This window comes from Robertmurraya phoenicis (genome assembly GCF_047302285.1).
Lineage (GTDB): Bacteria > Bacillota > Bacilli > Bacillales > Cytobacillaceae > Robertmurraya.
Map to the genome: position 1 here is coordinate 2749232 of NZ_CP154845.1, position 19026 is coordinate 2768257.

At 37.2% G+C, this 19026-nt stretch carries 29 protein-coding genes; all 29 read right to left on the reverse strand.

Annotated features, from left to right (window positions below):
* Positions 1–47: 47 nt before the first annotated feature.
* Entirely contained in the window at positions 48–1355 is a 1308-nt protein-coding gene (locus AA0X71_RS13675; protein WP_413355858.1) for a phage tail sheath family protein, read from the reverse strand.
* Positions 1356–1532 carry a hypothetical protein gene (locus AA0X71_RS13680; RefSeq protein WP_413355859.1) on the reverse strand — a complete coding sequence of 59 codons (177 nt, stop codon included), beginning with the start codon at positions 1530–1532 and terminating at the stop codon, positions 1356–1358.
* A gap of 2 nt (positions 1533–1534) precedes the next feature.
* On the reverse strand, positions 1535–1960 hold the full coding sequence (locus AA0X71_RS13685; RefSeq protein ID WP_413355860.1) for a DUF6838 family protein: 426 nt from the start codon (positions 1958–1960) through the stop codon (positions 1535–1537).
* A gap of 371 nt (positions 1961–2331) precedes the next feature.
* A complete protein-coding gene (locus AA0X71_RS13690; RefSeq protein ID WP_413355861.1) occupies positions 2332–3105 on the reverse strand; it encodes a hypothetical protein in 774 nt (257 codons plus the stop codon).
* A gap of 123 nt (positions 3106–3228) precedes the next feature.
* The gene (locus tag AA0X71_RS13695) at positions 3229–3633 is read right to left on the reverse strand and encodes an HK97 gp10 family phage protein (RefSeq protein WP_413355862.1); all 405 of its coding nucleotides are present in this window, start codon (positions 3631–3633) and stop codon (positions 3229–3231) included.
* Complete coding sequence (locus AA0X71_RS13700) at positions 3633–3992, reverse strand: hypothetical protein (RefSeq protein ID WP_413355863.1); 360 nt, start codon at positions 3990–3992, stop codon at positions 3633–3635. The genes AA0X71_RS13695 and AA0X71_RS13700 overlap by 1 nt, the downstream gene beginning before the upstream one ends.
* A gap of 3 nt (positions 3993–3995) precedes the next feature.
* The gene (locus AA0X71_RS13705) at positions 3996–4346 is read right to left on the reverse strand and encodes a phage head-tail connector protein (RefSeq protein ID WP_413355864.1); all 351 of its coding nucleotides are present in this window, start codon (positions 4344–4346) and stop codon (positions 3996–3998) included.
* 3 nt (positions 4347–4349) lie between these two features.
* On the reverse strand, positions 4350–4667 hold the full coding sequence (locus AA0X71_RS13710; protein ID WP_413355865.1) for a hypothetical protein: 318 nt from the start codon (positions 4665–4667) through the stop codon (positions 4350–4352).
* A 43-nt stretch (positions 4668–4710) separates the two neighbouring features.
* Positions 4711–5754 carry a major capsid protein gene (locus AA0X71_RS13715; RefSeq protein WP_413355866.1) on the reverse strand — a complete coding sequence of 348 codons (1044 nt, stop codon included), beginning with the start codon at positions 5752–5754 and terminating at the stop codon, positions 4711–4713.
* A gap of 16 nt (positions 5755–5770) precedes the next feature.
* The gene (locus AA0X71_RS13720) at positions 5771–6142 is read right to left on the reverse strand and encodes a hypothetical protein (RefSeq protein WP_413355867.1); all 372 of its coding nucleotides are present in this window, start codon (positions 6140–6142) and stop codon (positions 5771–5773) included.
* A 14-nt stretch (positions 6143–6156) separates the two neighbouring features.
* Entirely contained in the window at positions 6157–6771 is a 615-nt protein-coding gene (locus AA0X71_RS13725; protein ID WP_413355868.1) for a phage scaffolding protein, read from the reverse strand.
* A 107-nt stretch (positions 6772–6878) separates the two neighbouring features.
* The gene (locus AA0X71_RS13730; protein ID WP_413355869.1) at positions 6879–7907 is read right to left on the reverse strand and encodes a minor capsid protein; all 1029 of its coding nucleotides are present in this window, start codon (positions 7905–7907) and stop codon (positions 6879–6881) included.
* Complete coding sequence (locus AA0X71_RS13735; protein ID WP_413355870.1) at positions 7894–9336, reverse strand: phage portal protein; 1443 nt, start codon at positions 9334–9336, stop codon at positions 7894–7896. Before AA0X71_RS13735 ends, AA0X71_RS13730 begins: the two co-directional genes overlap by 14 nt.
* 10 nt (positions 9337–9346) lie before the next feature.
* Entirely contained in the window at positions 9347–10672 is a 1326-nt protein-coding gene (locus tag AA0X71_RS13740) for a PBSX family phage terminase large subunit (protein ID WP_413355871.1), read from the reverse strand.
* A complete protein-coding gene (locus tag AA0X71_RS13745) occupies positions 10644–11555 on the reverse strand; it encodes a terminase small subunit (RefSeq protein ID WP_413355872.1) in 912 nt (303 codons plus the stop codon). The genes AA0X71_RS13740 and AA0X71_RS13745 overlap by 29 nt, the downstream gene beginning before the upstream one ends.
* 72 nt (positions 11556–11627) lie before the next feature.
* A complete protein-coding gene (locus AA0X71_RS13750) occupies positions 11628–12740 on the reverse strand; it encodes a hypothetical protein (RefSeq protein ID WP_413355873.1) in 1113 nt (370 codons plus the stop codon).
* Between the two features lie 341 nt (positions 12741–13081).
* A complete protein-coding gene (locus AA0X71_RS13755; protein WP_413355874.1) occupies positions 13082–13573 on the reverse strand; it encodes a sigma factor-like helix-turn-helix DNA-binding protein in 492 nt (163 codons plus the stop codon).
* Positions 13570–13830 carry a hypothetical protein gene (locus tag AA0X71_RS13760; RefSeq protein WP_413355875.1) on the reverse strand — a complete coding sequence of 87 codons (261 nt, stop codon included), beginning with the start codon at positions 13828–13830 and terminating at the stop codon, positions 13570–13572. The genes AA0X71_RS13755 and AA0X71_RS13760 overlap by 4 nt, the downstream gene beginning before the upstream one ends.
* A 34-nt stretch (positions 13831–13864) precedes the next feature.
* Positions 13865–14203 carry a hypothetical protein gene (locus tag AA0X71_RS13765; protein WP_413355876.1) on the reverse strand — a complete coding sequence of 113 codons (339 nt, stop codon included), beginning with the start codon at positions 14201–14203 and terminating at the stop codon, positions 13865–13867.
* Position 14204: 1 nt separating this feature from the next.
* Positions 14205–14876, reverse strand: coding sequence for a hypothetical protein (locus tag AA0X71_RS13770; RefSeq protein WP_413355877.1), 672 nt, complete (start codon positions 14874–14876; stop codon positions 14205–14207).
* Entirely contained in the window at positions 14857–15057 is a 201-nt protein-coding gene (locus tag AA0X71_RS13775) for an XtrA/YqaO family protein (RefSeq protein ID WP_413355878.1), read from the reverse strand. Before AA0X71_RS13775 ends, AA0X71_RS13770 begins: the two co-directional genes overlap by 20 nt.
* A gap of 186 nt (positions 15058–15243) precedes the next feature.
* A complete protein-coding gene (locus AA0X71_RS13780) occupies positions 15244–15432 on the reverse strand; it encodes a hypothetical protein (protein WP_413355879.1) in 189 nt (62 codons plus the stop codon).
* A gap of 26 nt (positions 15433–15458) precedes the next feature.
* On the reverse strand, positions 15459–15965 hold the full coding sequence (locus AA0X71_RS13785; RefSeq protein WP_413355880.1) for a hypothetical protein: 507 nt from the start codon (positions 15963–15965) through the stop codon (positions 15459–15461).
* A 25-nt stretch (positions 15966–15990) separates the two neighbouring features.
* Complete coding sequence (locus AA0X71_RS13790) at positions 15991–16281, reverse strand: hypothetical protein (RefSeq protein ID WP_413355881.1); 291 nt, start codon at positions 16279–16281, stop codon at positions 15991–15993.
* Positions 16282–16294: 13 nt separating this feature from the next.
* Entirely contained in the window at positions 16295–16561 is a 267-nt protein-coding gene (locus tag AA0X71_RS13795; protein ID WP_413355882.1) for a hypothetical protein, read from the reverse strand.
* A 12-nt stretch (positions 16562–16573) separates the two neighbouring features.
* Positions 16574–16921, reverse strand: a complete 348-nt coding sequence (locus AA0X71_RS13800; protein WP_413355883.1) for a hypothetical protein — start codon at positions 16919–16921, stop codon at positions 16574–16576.
* A 169-nt stretch (positions 16922–17090) separates the two neighbouring features.
* Positions 17091–17900, reverse strand: a complete 810-nt coding sequence (locus AA0X71_RS13805) for a DNA adenine methylase (RefSeq protein ID WP_413355884.1) — start codon at positions 17898–17900, stop codon at positions 17091–17093.
* Between the two features lie 59 nt (positions 17901–17959).
* Entirely contained in the window at positions 17960–18238 is a 279-nt protein-coding gene (locus AA0X71_RS13810) for a hypothetical protein (RefSeq protein ID WP_413355885.1), read from the reverse strand.
* A gap of 43 nt (positions 18239–18281) precedes the next feature.
* Entirely contained in the window at positions 18282–18980 is a 699-nt protein-coding gene (locus tag AA0X71_RS13815) for a phosphoadenosine phosphosulfate reductase family protein (protein ID WP_413355886.1), read from the reverse strand.
* Between the last annotated feature and the right edge of the window lie 46 nt (positions 18981–19026).

Consider the following 19026-nt stretch of genomic DNA (forward strand, 5'->3'; position numbering starts at 1 on the left):
ACCACCTCAATATGATTATATCATTAGTAGACTACAACAGTCATGTTTCAGTTTACCGTTACTGTCATATACAAATGACTCATAGCATTAACTACAGTAATCTTGTCACTAACGACAACCGATTTTTTACCTTCGCCTTGTGCCACAACAACATCATCAGCGTTGAAATTTTCAATTGCCTGCAATGTCTCGAGTTCTCTATGATGGGATACAACGTCATTCCAAAACGAGACTCTACCAGATTCATTATTTGGAATTTTCCCAAGGTACTTTGTATTAAAAAGAACAGCAATATCGTTAGCAATTTGATCCAGGACACGAATAGTCTGGTTACTGCTAAAATCGCTGTTCTTATCTTCAGTGAAGGTCACAAGTGTATTGATATCTTCAAGGACCCGAATATCATCCCCTACCTTATGGAAAATAAATTTCCCATCTTTCAATGCGTATTCTAATGCTGTTTGCGTATAGTCGACATCTACTGAAAACTCCCCGTCGTACTGTTTATTCGTATTTGACTTATTAATCTCGCAACCAGCTGCAGCACCGGTAACCCAATATACTAGAGACTGAGGAAAAGCACCTTCATCTAGCACACTGTTCTCTACAGATATTACTCCTTCAAAATCGGCTTGATTCCGGTAAACAACGGTTTGGAATTTTGCGCCTACCTTATCTCTCATTCGCTTAGTAAAAGCTACAAATAAAGAAGTAATGACGGGATCGCTCGCTGGACATCCTAGTGCATTAAAGTTATATGACTCTACCTTGTCCAAAAAGGCTTGGTAAGCCTCCCCGGTTGGTTCTGCTCCATTAGTACCCGCTGTAAATGGAGTTCCTGCTGTTTCTGCCAACTCTGCATTCGTTTTCCATTCTACAAAGTCATTAGGCTGTAATTCCTCAATACTAGAAACTGTTTGTACGTCAACTTCGGTAGTGCCGAGTAAAGTATAAACATCAAACTTTTCAGAGTCGTCTATGTTGACTGAAATAACCGTTTTTAAATCATTCCCTCTAATTCCGCCATACCTTGCAGTTGCAAAAGTGTTGGATGCTTTTGCTCCTGTATTTAATCGATACAGGTAAGCAGTATGGATATTCTTGAATAGATCCCTAATGCCCTTTAGCTTTTCATCGTCGTATGGATAACCAAAGATTTTTAAAGATTGCCTTTCCAGTTCCTCACCCTTAACAGCAAAAACCTCATCCTCTACACCCCAATCCAATGAGAGTGCTAATGCTGCCACACCACGATCTGATAATGAAGAAGATGCCCGTGATGCGCTGATAAAATTTATATAAGCACCTGGAAGAACCTTGTTTTGTGATGTAAAAGTACCGCCACCTAAAGCCATCTATTTCACCTTCTTTTTCATGAATTTATCAATTTCTTGCTCTACTTCCTTGATGGAATACTTAAGATCATCTTTAAGCAGAACGTTCAGTAAATCTCTGCGCTCGCGAAAGTTAGTTGATGATAATATTTGAGCCTTCGGAAATTTCGCCGTCTTACTTGATTGTTCGTTTGCCATCCTTATTCACCCCTTATGGAGCCATCAATCGATAACCCATCCATTGATTCTTCTTGCTCCGTTACTTTTATTACGTGGAAATTATAATTAACAAAGAAATGCAAAACACCATCTTCCAAGTGTGAAGACATATTTGTACCATGCAACAAATCACCATTGCTGCATATAATGAATTCCATTTCTGTATTTAACTGTTCTAGGACGGTGTAAGCATCTCTATTGCTAGAACCAAAATAATGGATATCAAAGGGTAAAGTGTTTAAATATCGATTACCAATGACCTTTGTCAAACTTGGTTCTAGAGGGAAAATAAAAAAAGCAGGTTCCTTTAAATTTTGTGGAACTGCTTCGTCGTAAATTGTATATCCGTCACCGAAGGTATCATGCAGTTTAACTGCAATGGCGTCTATTACATCGTTAATTCCCACCGAATACCTCCTCTAAAAACTTTTGAATTTTCTTTTCTAGGATTTTAGGAGCCTGCTTCTCTACTTCTGCTGCTGAGACCTTCATCATAAATCGACCAGGAACCCACCCTATATGATTAGATGTCCTGTGGCCAAATTCAACATATGCATTTTGTTATCGTAAAGGCTTTTTATCCTCTACTTCCGGGAGTTTCCTCGCATAATGGGATGTTAATTCATCCCCGGTTCGGCGTACATCATAACAAAAACACATCACAATCAATGTGCTTTGTTCCGAACACTCTTGGAGGGATTATATTTATTCACCCTCTACGCTCTACGGTGCTCACTAGCCTTTCGAATCTAGTAAGTTACCTCGGTATTTGCATGCCCTATTTATAAAGTTCTGTACCTCGTCTGCCGGCTCTCCATCTACTCTTTAAAGTGTTTAAATTGATTCCTGTAATATTAGCCAATTCTCTCAATGTAATAATCTTGCCATTATAATCAACTTCCCTTGATTCACCCTGATCAGCTATTGGTAAAAATAGTTTTTCTTCCCTAATGCCCTTATTGTATCTTGCATTAAGAGCACCATATGAAAATCCTGACATTTCTGCTGCTTCAACTAATGTCATTTCCTTGCCTTGAAAATTCACTTTTACATTGGTGCTTCTATTTCTTGCTTGCTCTTTTGGAGTAGACCACCTACAATTGTTTGGTTCATAATTACCGTCATTATCAATTCTGTCAATTGTAAGTCCATCTTTATAACCGCTAGATAGAGCCCAATCAAAGAAATTATCAGGTATTAACCACTCATCACATAATTTAATCCCACGTTCTCCATAATTTTCATAAGACCTTACATTAGGGTTATAACAACGGTCTTTCATTTTTTGCCAGATTCTATATAACCTTGTTCCACTCATTTTGTGGCGATGGTTTTTTACTAAATTCACTTTATTTTGTTCATTCTTTACACAACCACAAGAAATGACGTTTCCAGAAGTAAGCGAATCCGTTCTAACCTCATGCATATTTCCACACTCGCATTTGCACAGCCAATATTTCCTTAATCTTTCTCCACTTTTAACATTTCGAGAGAATTCCATTACAATCAATTTACCAAACACTTTTCCAGTCAAGTCTTTAAATCGAGCCATGGTCACTCACCTCTTAATCTTATATAACTTAATTATACCAAGGTTATTTAGCAATGACCAACTTCAACATGAACTTTAATAAGGTTTAGCGTTTACCGATTTTGCTCGGTTTTACATGCCCCATTACGTTAAGGCATACTCTACTGGATTGATTACTTCCAATTCGTACATATGTCCTCTCTTAACAACTCGAAGCTCTTGAGCAAATGAAACGGCATTCCCGCCTCTTCCTGTTCCAGCTTCAGCTTCTTGAGCAGTTTTAGCAGTCCACCCTCGTCTAAGTGTACCGCCTGTTTTAACCGTACTTGTCTTAAATGACACTTGTTTTCCATCCTTAGTTACAAAGTTGACCTCATTACTGTACTGTCCTACAGGGGTTCTTCGAATTACTTTTGCTAATAATCGTGCTGCGAGTTCCTTCGCACAACTCTCACAAAATTTCTGAAAGTCAGCACTTCGCTCTAGATTATCTAATTTCCGTTGAAGCCTTTGTAATTGGCGATAGTCCACACGACCCCATCTAGCCATTACGCATACTCCTTAAATAGCTCCAGAGTGATCTCCTGATGATGGGTATACAAAGCAGGTTCTCCACTTCTAGCAAACTCAGTTGTTTTGCCATTCTGAGTTACGATCAGCTTGGAACCCGGCTTTACTTCAATGTCAGGAGAAATAAATAACTTGATGGTTTGAATTACCGGTGAAGAAGAATTACTCTGACCTGTTGACGTTATCTTTGAATAAGACAAGCGACAAGGCTGGTCTTTTATTACTTCAACTTCTTGTTTCCTTGAAATGTGCGTATTTGGATCCTTTACATCACGATATTCTTTAATCGTGCAGACTCCTTTATACATGCTTTCTATTGCTTTTCTAACTGGGTTCATCCACTACCGCCTCAATTTCCTGAATCGATTTAATTGAGATTTGTAGTTAAATAAAATTTGTTGGGTAGATGTTTCGCTAGCAGACTTGGAAATACTTCCGAAAGTAACTTGGGTATCCCCTTCTTTAATGGATTCTACGGACTGCTGTGCATCTGAATCAGCTTTTCTTGATTCTTCAGTTATTAAATCGACAACCATGTTTGCATAGACAAAATTCAAATCGGCTGGAACATCATTCCGATTGCAATAAGTTAGAATCGATTGCCGAACTTCATCTATATACATTTCAAGCAATTGGTCACTTGGCGTACCCTCAGAAGGAAGTTTAGCTTTCACAATCTCTAATACATCCATGGATTAATCACCTGCTTGGATTACTCCGGCATTAAGCAATTGGTTGTATTCTTCTTCTGTTACTTTGACCTTTTCACCTAACCTAAATCTGCTCTTGCCATATTTCACATTTCTATTAAAAGTGACCAGGTGTAGTTTAAAATCCAATTTCTGATCGTCGCTCTTAGTTGTGTTCACAATCTCTTTTAATGCATCCATTAGCGTCTTGCGTTTTTTTCCTTGCAATTCAAAATCAAAAGCTTGTTCAACCGAAATCTCCCCATTATGAACTGCTTCAAGAACCTCATCCACATTTAATTCTTTGTAGGATTCTTCAGTCATTCGAAATTCCTCCTAATAAAATAGAGAGGCAATAAGCCTCTCCCTAGTTTACTTTGGCAATAAAGATATTATCGATAGTTTCAAAGCTTGGTAGTACAATCTCGGATACGACTGTCATCACGTTAACTGGATGCTCTTCTTTAATCGATGTAATTGCAACCCCCGTATTAACGACATTCACTTCTGCTTTTGTAGCACCAGTCATCAAATCACTTTCCTCAGGAGTCGTTCCATAATAGGTTTGTCCTAATTTCCCATCTGGGATAAGAGTAAGATGATCATCCGGATAGAAGTTATGAAGAGAGTTATCTTCAGCACGATACTTCTTGTTATAGACCGCAACTTTAAGTCCTAACTTAGTAGTTAAGTACTGTTTAAGCATAGCTTCAGTCATAATGACATTCTGTCCACCGAGTGGATTCATATCGAGACGGATACTCTTATGATCAAGTAAGTAACCCAATGTTTTTCTTGTCATAATTGCATTTGTAGGACGAACACCAGTGTTTTCTTCTACTGCATCCATCCATCTAAGGATATCTTGAATTGGAGTGGAATCAGGTTGACTCCATTCTGCTCCGCCAATCAATGTTTCCTTATGGTCCTCTTTCATTTTGTAATCATAGTCTAGGTTCTGACGGTTAGCAGTAATGGCAATCTTTCCAGTAGAAAGAAGTTGCATAATCATTCGTTCTGGCTGTACATTCGCACCATCAACCAATGTTTTAACATCATCATAGATATTTGTGACGATGGTTTTATAAGCATCTTCTAAATTCGATGCTAATAAACGATTTAGTTCCTGACGATCCTTTTCTCCAACTCTCATAGACTCACGGAAAAATGGCATTTCAGTTTGAATTTTTGAAAATCCAATACGATCACGTACAGTCGCCTTTGTATCGAACGCTGATGGTGTTAACGCTATAGGAAGACCGTTTGAACCTTTAATCCAGCTTAGATCTAAGCCTAATTGCTTCTTTGCAGGAAAAAGTGTGCTTCCAAGGTACGGTACCTTATTTGATGGATTGTTTTCATAATAAGCAGCAATATTTTTTGAGTTTACTAGGTCAAAAATTGTTGGCATTTATATCATTCCTTTCTTATTTCAAAAATGTAATTTGTTTAAGGGCTGCCTTTTCTTCTGCAGTTGGTGCAGTCGGCAGCTTATCTAAAGCAACAAAGCCGTGGATTAATGCTGCCCCTGGTGCAGGACCATAAGTAACATCCACATCATAAAAAAGAACGCCTTCCGCATTGGAGACATCCTCAGTAGTTGTTGCTTTTACAGCATGCTCAGATTCACTTTCTAAAAATCCACCGCCCACAATAGTCCCAGCAGGAACGATTTTCTTTCCATCTGCATTCGTTGTAATTCCAGCATCACTTACGGTAACAGCCAAATTCACATAATGATCAGGAAACTTCAAGATTCCTTTTTTGTTTCCATAAGTAGTTTCTACAAATTTACTCATTGATTTTCTCCTCCTTATTCAAAGTAAGAATTTCTCGCTTCATCTAATCCTGTGTTACTCTTTGCTAATTCTTCGGCAAGCTTCTTACCAAAGCTATCACCGGCCCCCTGATTGCCACTATTCCCACCCTGTCCACCAGCTGGAGAAATACCAGATATAGTTGTGGTATCTTGCTCAGGTACAAACAAAAAGGACTTTGATTCTTGCAGCGTTTTTAACTGCTCATCAAGTCCCTTAGAGACGTTCCCGTCCTCGCCTAATTCAATTTTCGTTTTGTCGATAAGACCTGTTACAAGGTCAGCATCATGGACCTTACCGGCTAGAGCTAACTTTAAAGCACTGGATAATTGGGTATCTTTTAACTTAGTCTCATAATCAGTTTTATCCGCATCATATTGCTTTTGCAGATTATCTAGCTTCGTCTTTAATTCCTCACTATCCCCTACTTGCTTCTTCAATTCCTTCAGGTCTTTATCTCGCTGACCCAACTGTTTCTTTAAATCGTCCAAACTTCCTGTTAAGTCAGTGTTCTTAGATTTATAAGATTCAACAGTTTTCCCATGCTCAGCCATGATGGAATCAATCTTGTCTTTTTCTAGACCTAAACCTTCTAAAAATTCTCTTTTCATATTTGCTACCTCCATTGGTTACGATTATTTTTACGTGGTTACGTCCACGACCAGCTTTATTCTTTTACGTCTTCAAATGCTAAAAAGACGAATACCCAATTTAACTCCTACGCAACAAATCGCTTTTTCCACTCTGGGAACTTAATCTTGCTATCAATATAGTAAACCTTGCCGTCGTTCCCTCTAGCAATTCGCTGACTGTAATCATCCTCAAAATAAGGAGCTGTCGTAGTCCTGCACCACGGATGAAATGGATTCGCAGTAACGCCTGGTTCAAACTCACTCATTTTGAATACTTTCCCATCCATAGATTGGCAAATGTCAGATGTTTTATTATCGAGCGTTGCAATAATTTCATATTGCTCAACCTCTAATTCTTTGAAAGCATCTCTTTGTGCAGCCGCACTAAAAAAAGCCGACTCAGTCATCACTAACCGCCCAGCTTTATGTTTGGAAGTATTCATTTTTTTAGCAATGACACCGATCATCCTGTCAGGTGCCTCGCCTCGAGCAATGGACTGGATGAGTTCCGTATGAAGAGTGTTGATCAATAACTGTTTATCTCCCCAAATTTTTGCACTGAACGTATTACCATCAACTGCCCAAGGTTTGCTAATAATCTTCGTCAACTTATTTTCATCCAAAGCTTGCAAAGTAAATCCAATTTGGAATGCTGACTGGACTTCAAAAGCTACATGATAATATTGGTCTTGATAAAGATCCTTCATGAGCCTTTCTGTTCCTTCAATATGGGAACCATATAGCTTTTCGACATGCTGTTGTAGCTGAATCTGTAAACTTTCTAAACGACTAATATGGACCCTAGCCGAAGCGTTCTCCAGTTGTTTCATCCACATCTGATTAAGAGCATTCTTTTCACCGTATTCGATATACTCTTCAACCGTCCAAAGGAACTCTTTCAATTCGTTTGTTTTCAGTAATCTTTTAGATTCCGCTAGTGAAATTTCATTATTAGCAGCAAAACGGGTATACCAACGAGAGATATCCTTTTCGATCTCCGCCATTGTCTGAGTGTAGGCTTTTTCTAGATCATTTAGGTAAGTTTCACTTTTTCTCAACTCGGCGTCCATCAGCATTTCGAATCGCTTTTGCCAATACTTCCTACTCTTCGCCATCTAGATAACCGCCATTCTGTTTTAGAAAGGTACCCCTATACTGGTCGAACTCTTCTTGCTCTTTTTTCTTCTGCTCTTCAAGTCTCTTTTCCACTTCTTCGTTGTACCATGGATGGTTTTCACGAATAGTCTTGTCATCTAGAATCCCAACTGAAGTAGAGCAATCTTCAATGACTTCTGATTCGTTAATAATGATATCACGGTTAAAAATAATATTAGCCGTCTCATTGGAGAAATCACCTTTCCCTGTCATCATTAAATACTTATCGACAAACCAAAGTAAATGCTCAATCGAAGACTGGAACTCTGTCTCCAAGATGTTACAATCCATATCTAAATCGGAATAACGATAACGTAAGGCAACACCTGATGCATTACCTAAGTTTTCATCAGTCGTATCTACACCTCGGCCAAATTCATAAATGGATTTACGATCTCGGTCCAGTTCTTTTTCAGTGGCTTCGGTACTCGGTTCAGCTTGTAACTTGTCTAAGTCACCATTTTCATCAAGTTTAACGGCTTTATAAAGATTCAGATCCGAAAGAAATTCCTTAAGGTCCGTTCCCCCATAGTTGATAAGCTTATAAATGAATTTAGGAATGTCAGCAAGTAAATCTGCATTGGTGGAAGACTGCGTATTATAATTATCTATTAAAGATTTAATAGACTCTAGCAAAGGCTGCTCTTCTTCGTTGTACTTGAAAGGGATTAACGGTATTCTATTAAACAAGTACGGCTTTTCATTAATCGTGAAATGGTGATTCACTTCTATTCCCCCAGCCACATCTACAACCAGTTTTCCCCCTTCAAGGATGAAATAATTGATTCCTTTCGGATGATGGTATTCAACCTTTGTGATGGTTACTTTTTTGCCATCAAGGAAAACTAATTCATCATACACACGGATAAAAGCCGTCACTTCCGTATGCTCGTCATCCTTCCAGAAGGGAAGAATCTGTTCAGAAGGGAATTTTTTAAACGAAAGAACACCTTGTTCATTGTAATAGACATATAAATAAGCAATCCCTTTATTGATTGCTTCTTTACCAATATTCTTTAAAATTTTCAATAACTTCTTGTTAAAAACATCATTTAATTGTTCACGATACGTATCATTCTTAGTTGCTATTGTCGGTTGCTTGGATAGGAGATATCCAACCTTCTGATCTACAAGCTTTTTGGTAAATCCGTGTTCAAGTTTAATATTGGACTTCCAATCAACAACTTGTTTTTTCTTCTCGCGAATTTCTGTTTCGTTGCGATAGTATTTTTCACCTTGAAGCATGCTACTTCTTTTGTCACTCTTAAGCCAATCCTTAATCTCTTGGACAAGTACCTGGTCTTCTGTTATCACTCCATCAACCATATTCTTGATGATGTCATTGAAATATTCGTATTGTGGTTTTCTAAATAAATCCTCTATTAACAAGTTTATCACCTCATTTCAGCACGGCCACGCTTTGATTATTGAATAGAATGGTATTAACGAAATAACGATCTCCATCCATTTGGTGGTCATTTTGTTTTACTGGTTTATCCTCGCCTCGATCTGCAGCCTTTTCATCCCAAATATAAGAAGAATATTCACGGAATGTCTCTTTACAGCAGTCGTTATATTTAATTAATTTGTTCGTTAGGGCATTAGCTACATTACGAATACCAGTGATAACATCATTTTTCGCTTTAATGACTTTCAATCCGTTTTTCTTAAGCAGAGCAATGAATGATGCAGCTGACGGATCGACGATGACACCTTTAAAATTCCCCAAACCTTCGATGAAAGTTAGGAGATCCTTCAAATACTCCTCATCCGTTTTCTGCTTACTTCGCTGGCGACCATCATAGTGATACTCTTTGACCTTATACCAGGTTCCATCACAAAAACCCCAAAGACCAAATGTCGTTGGGTTCTGGGTACCATAGTCAATACTTACATAATGTTTGGTATATCTTCGCTGACTGTTTGGAACAACATGAATGTCTTTATTAAACATGTCATAAATAACACCCTCGGCAAGTACCCAAAGACCTAAAATATAGCGTTGATAGAAAATGCCTTTATACATTCGCTTATAACGATTTTTAGTCGTTTCAGTGAGGGATAAGTTATCATCCATAGTAAAATGGATATGCAACATGTTCTTATCTTCTAATTGGTCTAACCATTCGAGTTTGAACCAATGATACGGTCCTGCTGGGTTGCAGTTAAACCAAAACTTGGCTCCATCCACAGAACAACGAGCAGTTGCTTGGTTAACAAATGATTGAGGCATTAAAGCCACCTCATCAAAGAACATACCAGCGAGCGTAATCCCTTGAATTAAATCTTGCGACCCCTCGTCTTTACCACCAAAAATATAAAAGTAATTGGTTTTCCCTTTGTAGGAAACAGTAAGAAAATTATCTGCTCTATGGTCCTTAACTTTGTATCCCCTTGACTTTAACATTCTTTTTAAAGGGGTAATCACATTTCGACGAAATGAACCAATCGTCTTTCCTGCCATTCCTAGATTAACTTCATTAAACGAATCCATCCCCCACATAACATAGGAAAGGGCCATAACAACAGTTTTTCCAGCACGAACAGCACCATCACATATAATGCCATCCTTGTCCTTAACAGGGGATCCTTTTCGCCACCATGTTAAGACCTGTTTTTGTTTAATTGAGAAAGGCTTGAATTGGAAAGGTGCCGGTTTTTTTCTTCTTGGAGCATTTACGAGAAAGGAAAACTCCTTAACTTTCTTCGTCGGTTGAGCTAACATTTCCCCACACCTCCGAAGTTGTGGCATTTAAAGCATCTTCAAAGCCATCATCCTCATATTCGTCTGGACCATCACTACCAAATGCTTTATGATGTGCAATCTTAAGTTTTTCTTCTTCAATACGTCGTTTAAAGTGGTCAGGTAATAAATCGAAGTATCTATCTAACTTATCTAGCGCCCACTTACGATCTTCTAGCTTTATTGATACCCCATCTTTTCCTTGTTTCACCTCTGCTATTATCGTTCCATCAACGTAACCCGAATCCTTAAAATCAACATAGTTCACTTCTTTCATTAATTGTCTGCCCTCATCATCAAGAACTGGACCAAAGGCATTGATGACAGGTACCTCTTTTTGACCGAATGTTAAGTAGTCCGTGATATCTGAGAAAGCAATTTTAATATACTTCTGCAGAACATCCACAGCTTCAACGAATAGCTCGTTGACCATTGCTTGCTTTAACCTTTTAATTTCATCACGAACTCTAACATTGCTTAACAACCTAGGACCTTGCACATGAGCAGTCGCTTTCGAATATCCCGCATTAATAGCAGATTGAGTTGCATTGAAAGTACGAACATAATAAAGACAGAAAATCCTTTGCCTGTCTGTAAGTCCGCTATCTTCCAAGAAGTTATCTATATTAATCTCAATATCTTCAAGAGGTTCCATGGATGAGTCCTTTTGGGATGCATCCTTCTGTTTTTGGGTTGCAACTTTTTTATTTTTGGTTGCATCCTTTTTAGGAGATCCCCTAGACCAACCTTCACGGCTTTTTCGGCTCTTTAATGTGCCTAATTTGATACCGTATTTTTCTGCTAATGCAGCTAAAGTAATCTTCGATGATTCAAATTCTTTTCTTATTTCATCCCAGTTAGGCATCACATATCACCTACACCCCCAATATTGTTTTAGACAAAGAAAAAAGCACCCAATTGAGCGCTTCTCTGTAGTTTATTGAAAACTATCCCATAAACCTTTAACATCAATGAACTCTATATCCTTTTCAGATAGAATTGATTTTACAATCTCTGCCTCAAGTTCATCATAAAAGTAATAGTTAATTTTTTTTACTTCTTGATTGTTTGCTACTGTTTCAAATATATGATTGTCATTATAAGGAGATAAACCGAGGATAGAAAGTTCTCCACTTATTGTGGAAAATAGTTCAAAAGATAAATTTTCTCTGAATCTTAAGGTTTCATCTTCTGTTTTTAGTTTTATGGATTCAAACATATTTTTAACTAATTGATTATCATCATTTTCCCATTTATTAACTTCATCCCATAACTCTGGCTGTTCTTTTAATCCAGTAACAAATTTATCCATCGCTTTATTTGCGTTTATTTTCATATCGAGCATGAATTTTTTGTCCCAACCAGAATATGCAGTTAGTGCATTAGAGTATAGATATTCATAACCATCTTTAATTTGATCAACTTTTATTGGAGCATCAGTTAATCTATTTCTAAAACTTTCTGGATCATATTCCTCAGCTATTTCATGAAAACAACCGTGTAAATAATGAACTTCTTTTTGAGTTGCCTTTTCTATATTCCAATCGTAATTAGTTGTAAAAATATTATCGTATTGCTTAACGAACTCTATAAATCCATCAGAGAAATTTTGATGGATACTTTGAATTTTTCCGTCATTAAATATTGAATCAATAAAAAAACGTCTTAATGATTCTTTAATTTGAAACATTTGAGGGTTAACAATTTTCTCTTTAAAACAGACTAAAAAATTTAATAAAAAATAATCTTCAAATCCGATTTCATGTATTTTGGCTTTTAATCCTGCTGTTTCGTATTTCTCTTGAAATTTTGTTAGTGAGTATCTCATCTCAGCTGTATTTGGATACTCATCATAGTCCCCTTCTAAAACGAAAGGAATTCTTGAATGCAAATACTCCAACCATGGTTTAATTTCTCTAGGGTATATCTCTTGTGGGAACTTTTTTGTATTAATATTATTCAATGCTCGCTTTATAATCTTGTCATTGAAGTAATGTTTTCCCCCGAACTGAATAGTAACTCCATTACCATATAAAAGATTCTTTTTCATTTTAATCCTCCTTTCATCAACTTATTTCGACAAAAGGGGATATTTTCCTTCATTTCAACTAATTAACTAATGAATTTATTCCTGAAATTTTATAAAATTCTATTTAGTGGCCTTCTGGAAAGAAGGTGGAACCATGCAAGAGATTATAATCCTATTTATACTACTCATCGTAATACTAAAGTTAATATAATTCTGACGGTCTAGAAGTGCCATGCGATATGAAAGAAGTGTCCACTAGGAGCGAACCTACATCACTTCTGCGACATTAGAGAATTAAATATATACTGCATGTTTTAATAAACCTCTTTCAATAATACATACTCCGTACGTCAAACCGTACGTCACGAAACTCTCTGCTCGACTTTTTTTCTTGCTCGCTCAATATACTGCTGAACAGTTCTCTTTTTCAAACCAATTTCATCTGCAATTTCCTGCATGCTCATTCCTTGTGCTGCATGTAAGATATAGCACTGCCTTTCACGTAGAGAAAACGAAGATAAGATATTGATCAGTACTCTTTTCTGGTCCTCTGGAATATATAAAGGCTTATCATTGGATGCCAATTGCTCCGTAATATCTGGAATGATATCCATGCTCTCAAGAGAACGCTTTTGATAGATAGTCCTCTTATCCACTCCACGTCTTAAGCCTGGTTGTCTCCCTGTCTCTAACCATTCAATCACAAAGTCCATATCCTCAATCATGCCACTAACATTTTTTCTGTCCTCATAGTCAGCTGGTATCTCAGGATTCAGTTTTTTGCGTAGTTTGTTTAATTGACGTTTTCCGTCAGAGTATTCTTGGATTAATCTATCCGCCCAATTCCCGTTCACTTCCAAGCACCGCCTTTTTTTCTGCGAAGAGTACGCATATTTGTGTTCATGAGATTTCTAATATCCGATTCACTTAAACTCTCAGATTTCGCCTTTTTAGGCTTCTGAGGAGGTACATTTTCTTTTGTTTTCTTAGGAGCAGATTCTGGATGCAATTTTTGCCATTCTTTCAGCTGGTCTCTTAAAGATGGATTCATAATCTTGTCTCCTTTATTGGAAAATAAAAAAGGACACCAAACAACGCTAAAAAGCGTCATTCAGTGTCCTCCAGTTGGCTGGTAGAACATTGTATTAAGGTAATACCTTATTCTTCCTGTATACTATGATTCCTATCCTCTCGAAAATCTTAAGACCGTCTCTTGAGTGATTATAAGTAAGTTCATGTTTTTCCTTATAAGGTTTAAACAACTCCGGTTCACAATCTCTCCAATATTCCAAAACCCATCTCGGACTGTAGATTTTTCCAAATTCATCTTTACAAAAATATGAACGCAAATTTCCGCTAGTCAAATTGTACCTCTTACAATAATCTAAAAATGATGTTTTATTAACAGTTTTTTCAACAAGCTCCTTGTTTATCTTGATTTTTAAACCTGGATCAGTTCCTAATATCTTTATCAGAAGTTCCAAACTAATTCTCACCTTTCTTTTTTTCTTCCTGTTCAATCTCTTCTATACAAATACTAATTATCTCCATTATAATACCAATTCTTTTCTTGTTAGATATTAACTTATCCGAAATAACTGCTATTGTAATAAAAATAATTAAAATCACAAAAAAGAAAGAGTAAGTTTCGAAACCTTCAACTTTTGGTATATAATCACGCAAAACGAATGTCGATATCGGAATCAAAAATGTAATAACTGACTTTAGATAAAGCTCTTCAGAGGACTCCTTTAACTGTTGAGAATAATAAGCTAGATACATCCTCAACGATTCTTTTTTTCTATTAGTAATTACCATCAAAATACTTTTTATATTATTCAAATTTTCTAATGTGTTGATACTTAGTTGTTGATGCTTTAATGCGTATTCTAGACGATCGTTGTAGTCAATAAGTTCATCCGTCCATTGATAAAGTGTATACTTTTTGTTGAATTTACTTTTCTTAGAACTTGCAAAAAATAATGAAATCATCAAAACCATGTACATGTAACTAAGTGCGAGAAGCATTAATATATTGTATAAATCACCTCGAACTCCCGCGGCATAGCAAAATATTAAAATTAAGATTGGTAAAATAAAACCTATGAATATTAACTTCAATATTCTTCTAATTGTCTTAAAAATCTTCCCCTTCATCAAACTTTACCCTCTTCACTTTGCCTTGGTGCGTAATAATCTTTGTCTCTCCATGAGGAGGCAGCTCCGTTAACCTCGCTTTTCCATCACACACTACAATTGCAAAGCTTCCTTTTTTGTCCATTATATCAAGTTCTAGTCTATTAGTAGTAGGATTTATTTGAATATTTTGTAGCCGCATATGGACTCCTCCCATGTTATAATGATTTTGGGTGCCGGGAGAAGTCCTGGCTTTTTTATTTTTTCTCAAATTCAATCCAATGCGTCTCACAAAATACAAAACTTCCATCCTGCGTTTCTACGAAGAAATCTTCGCTATTTTCAACACTGAGGATCTTCCCGCATTTATCACATGTTTCGACCATCATTAGCCCCTTTTACTTTTTAAATTGCTATAACCCCATCTTGGCTTATGACTGGCGAGACTTAATTGTGCGGCCGCTTCACCGAACGAAGTACCCTTTGGCTTTTTTATGGGTGTAATGGGATGTTTTTCAATATAAGCTAGACGTTCCTCTTCTGTCATGAACCAAACTTCTACTTTTCCAACGGACATTTTAAGCACCTCCCTCTATCGTGAGTTTACTTAATCTTCTGACCTTCTATCTCGATTAACTTATCATTTTCCTGTTTTAATGAGTTGGTTGTTTGAATTTCTAAGTGCGCATAGTCTAATGCCAAATCTAAATGAATTCCTTCTAGACGCTCTATATCCTCCTGCATATTCCCCATGATGATATCTTTCTCGGCATGCTTTTCAGCCATTTCCCCGTTTTCTTCTTCTAAGCCTTGAACTTTCTGCTGGTAGTGACCGATTTCGCTTTCTAACTGTTCAACGTTGTAATTATGAGCTTTGCCCTCGAGGCTTAATGATTCCTTCAAATCTTCAATTTCCTGCTGCTGTTTTTCGATTTCTTCAATGAATTCATAGTGTTTAGAACACGCTATAAATTCAGCTTCTTTCAACCGTTCAATTTCCTTTTCTAAATCCTCAATCCTTTGTGCAGCATATAACCCACTTTGCGTTCCACCGATTCGAAGGATATCTTTTATTTTTGCATCCATTTCTGGATAAGTATTAATCTCCAAATTAACTCCTCCTACCTTATGTTCATTAAAACTCACTACATGCGAACATATCTGGTTTCGTGCAGTACTTTTTAATGTGATTAGCTATCGTGTCTTTGTCAGGTGTCTTCCCATCATGATAATAAGTAAACTCTTCATCTGGACTCATTTCACGCACATAATCTTCATCGTTCTCGTAACTTTCAGTGATTTCCTTCCAGCATTCTTCACCGCAAATATTCTTATAAATATTGATAGCTTCCTCTTTGCTTGTAGCACAAACCCATTCGATAACACCGCATTCACTTTCACCAAATACGTACATTTTCAATTCCATTATTTTTCCCTCCTTAACCCCAATGTCCATGTCTCTTCATAATTTCAATGATTTCCTTGATGTAAGGCTCGTCCAAATTAATAACCACAAAATTATTAAAAGGTTGCTTTCCTTCTTGCATTCTGCCATCTTCAATCCAATTTTGTGCTTGATTAAACTCAACCCAAAAGTCATGCTGTATTGATTCTGGTACATATTTTTGAAAATCTCGCTCATTGATAACAGTGAAGCGACGTTCAAATCCTTCTTTTACCGTTCCTTTAAATGCGCTTTCTGACATCCTCTTTCCCTCCTAATTAATACCGAATGGTATAGTCATATCATCTGGTAACACCCACAAGTGATACATCATAGCATGGTCAACTAGTTCACTAGTCTTAGGAAACACTTCAACAGCAACACGTTCTTCTCCGAAAATCTCATTCTTGATGCGTTGTTTTTCTGCCCAAGGAATATCCGTGCTTTTGGCATTTCTAATACACACATGCTCGACTGGACCCCATTGTGTTTCAACTGTCCGTATCATCACAACGTAATTACTACCTCTGTCACTATAAACACGATCTAACTCTCCGAACCATCCGGTACCCGTCTTTAATTGTTTTGGAGAAGCGTGTTCAATCCAATTCGTGTGTCTCATATAATCCTCCTAATCAACTAAATAACCAAAATAGAAAAGCTCCAATACCTGCTCCGAATGCAATTAATATGACAGCTGCTAAAATAATTGCCCCTTTTAATTCATCGCCGTTATAGATAAGGCAACACTCCTATCATTTTGTTTCGCTATTTGTTCGAAAAGTGCAGCATCAGAATAGACTTAACTGCTTAATTTCATAGTTCATTAAAAGCATTTCCTCAGAAGTATTGTTGTGGCCATTAACCACCTGTTTAACTGCTTTGAATTTTTCCCTGTTCCAGTTCGAGTACAATTCATCTAATAATGGATGTTCATAATAAGATAAAATAACCTTACCTTGTACTTGATGGAGTAATTTTGATAAATCCTCATGTAATTTAATAGGGTTATCCTTATCATCATCAGTAAGTTTGTAATGTCTTTCTTTTTCGACATATGGAGGGTCTACATAGAATAAAGTTGTTGGCGAGTCATAGACTCTTACAATATCCCGAAAATCTCGATTATCAATCATTACTGTGCTCATTCTTTTTGCAAAGCTTTTTATTAGTTGGCAAGCTGACTGATAAGTTCTGGCTGTATTATGTTCTTTGCTATGTCTCCATCCAGTGTTATAATCTGCGTTTCCTTTAGCAATTCCTGAACGATTGATATAGAAAAATCTTACTGCACGCTCAAATTCGTCTTGTGGCCACGGTTCACGTTTCCACTTTTCATACAAAGCTCTGCTATACGGCAATGCTTCACATTCTTTTATTAGTCGTTCTGTTTCAGCTCGAGCAACTAATAAGAAGTTGACTACAATTTCATCAATATCGTTATATACTTCATTTGTAATAGGAGCCTTTTGAGCGATTACATGAGCAGCACCGCCGAATAATTCAACATAACAATCGTGTGGTGGCATTTTTCTAATAATATGACTTGCCATTCTCGATTTTCCACCGAACCAAATTAATGGTGACCTGGTCACTTTCATCCCTCCTGTCTATGTCGCTTTTTTCTTCGACAACGAAACAATCTGCTTATTCAGCTTCCCTAATACTCTTGTGCTGTTTTCAAGTGTTCGGCAATACCGAATAGTTTATAGTTATGTGAATCAGCCACTGAAACAGTTTGTAGTTGACCTTGCTTTACTGTTTCAACCGGCACTGGCATCGTTGAGGTATTTGAGTAATAATGAGGTCTACTTTTGATTCGTTCTTCTGAATAAACCCCTGCTTTGTTTAAATCATGGGTGTAGCCACTGTCATCTGTACCCCACCATACGTAATGACTATCTTTCGACCATTTTAAAGAAAGTAAATAGTATTCCATTAGAACTAACCCTCCTTCTAGTAACTTCGCTTACTCTTTTGTTTCATATAGCCTTAATACCTACATGGTCCTCTAACCACACTTGCTCTTTACCTTTCATAAACATCGTGTGACCGATTTTCTTTTCAAGCTCCACATACCTTTTATAAAGTTCTGGACGTTGTTCCGCTCCATGTCGTAGGTCATTTACGCAACCCATGATGCAAAACACACAACTTAGGCGTTCGTTCTTAACGTATGCCCAGAAAGGCTTTTGTCCAGCATCTGCGATCGTTTGAAACACCTCATCTGTGGAATAATAGAAAATCGGTAACCAGTTATATACATGCCTTACTACACGACCGTTGACACTCTCTTGTTTGTTATAAGCGAATGGCACTTTCTTTGCCCTGGCTGATGATTCTTGAGCTCTCAATCCCATACAATTAATTGCGATAGTTGCGCCCCTAGCCTTTAAATCGTTTCGGATAAACTTGAATATAGGACCACGCTTTAAATCGCTGGTACATTGACGATACGCTGCGCTTGGCCACATGCCACGTTTTTCAACCATTTCAAGAAGCGTCTTATTCGCTCTGACTACATTTAGCTCATGGTCAATATTCATTCGGATATGGTCCTGAACACCTTCCCACTCGACTTCACCTAAGTCAGAATGAACAACTACTATTTGGTCGGAAGGGATATAATCCCTAAGTAGTGCATACATCGCTTGTGAGTCTTTTCCGCCCGAATGAGACACGTAAAATATCGCCCCATCCTCTTTAAGCTTCTTAATCTCGTCTGGT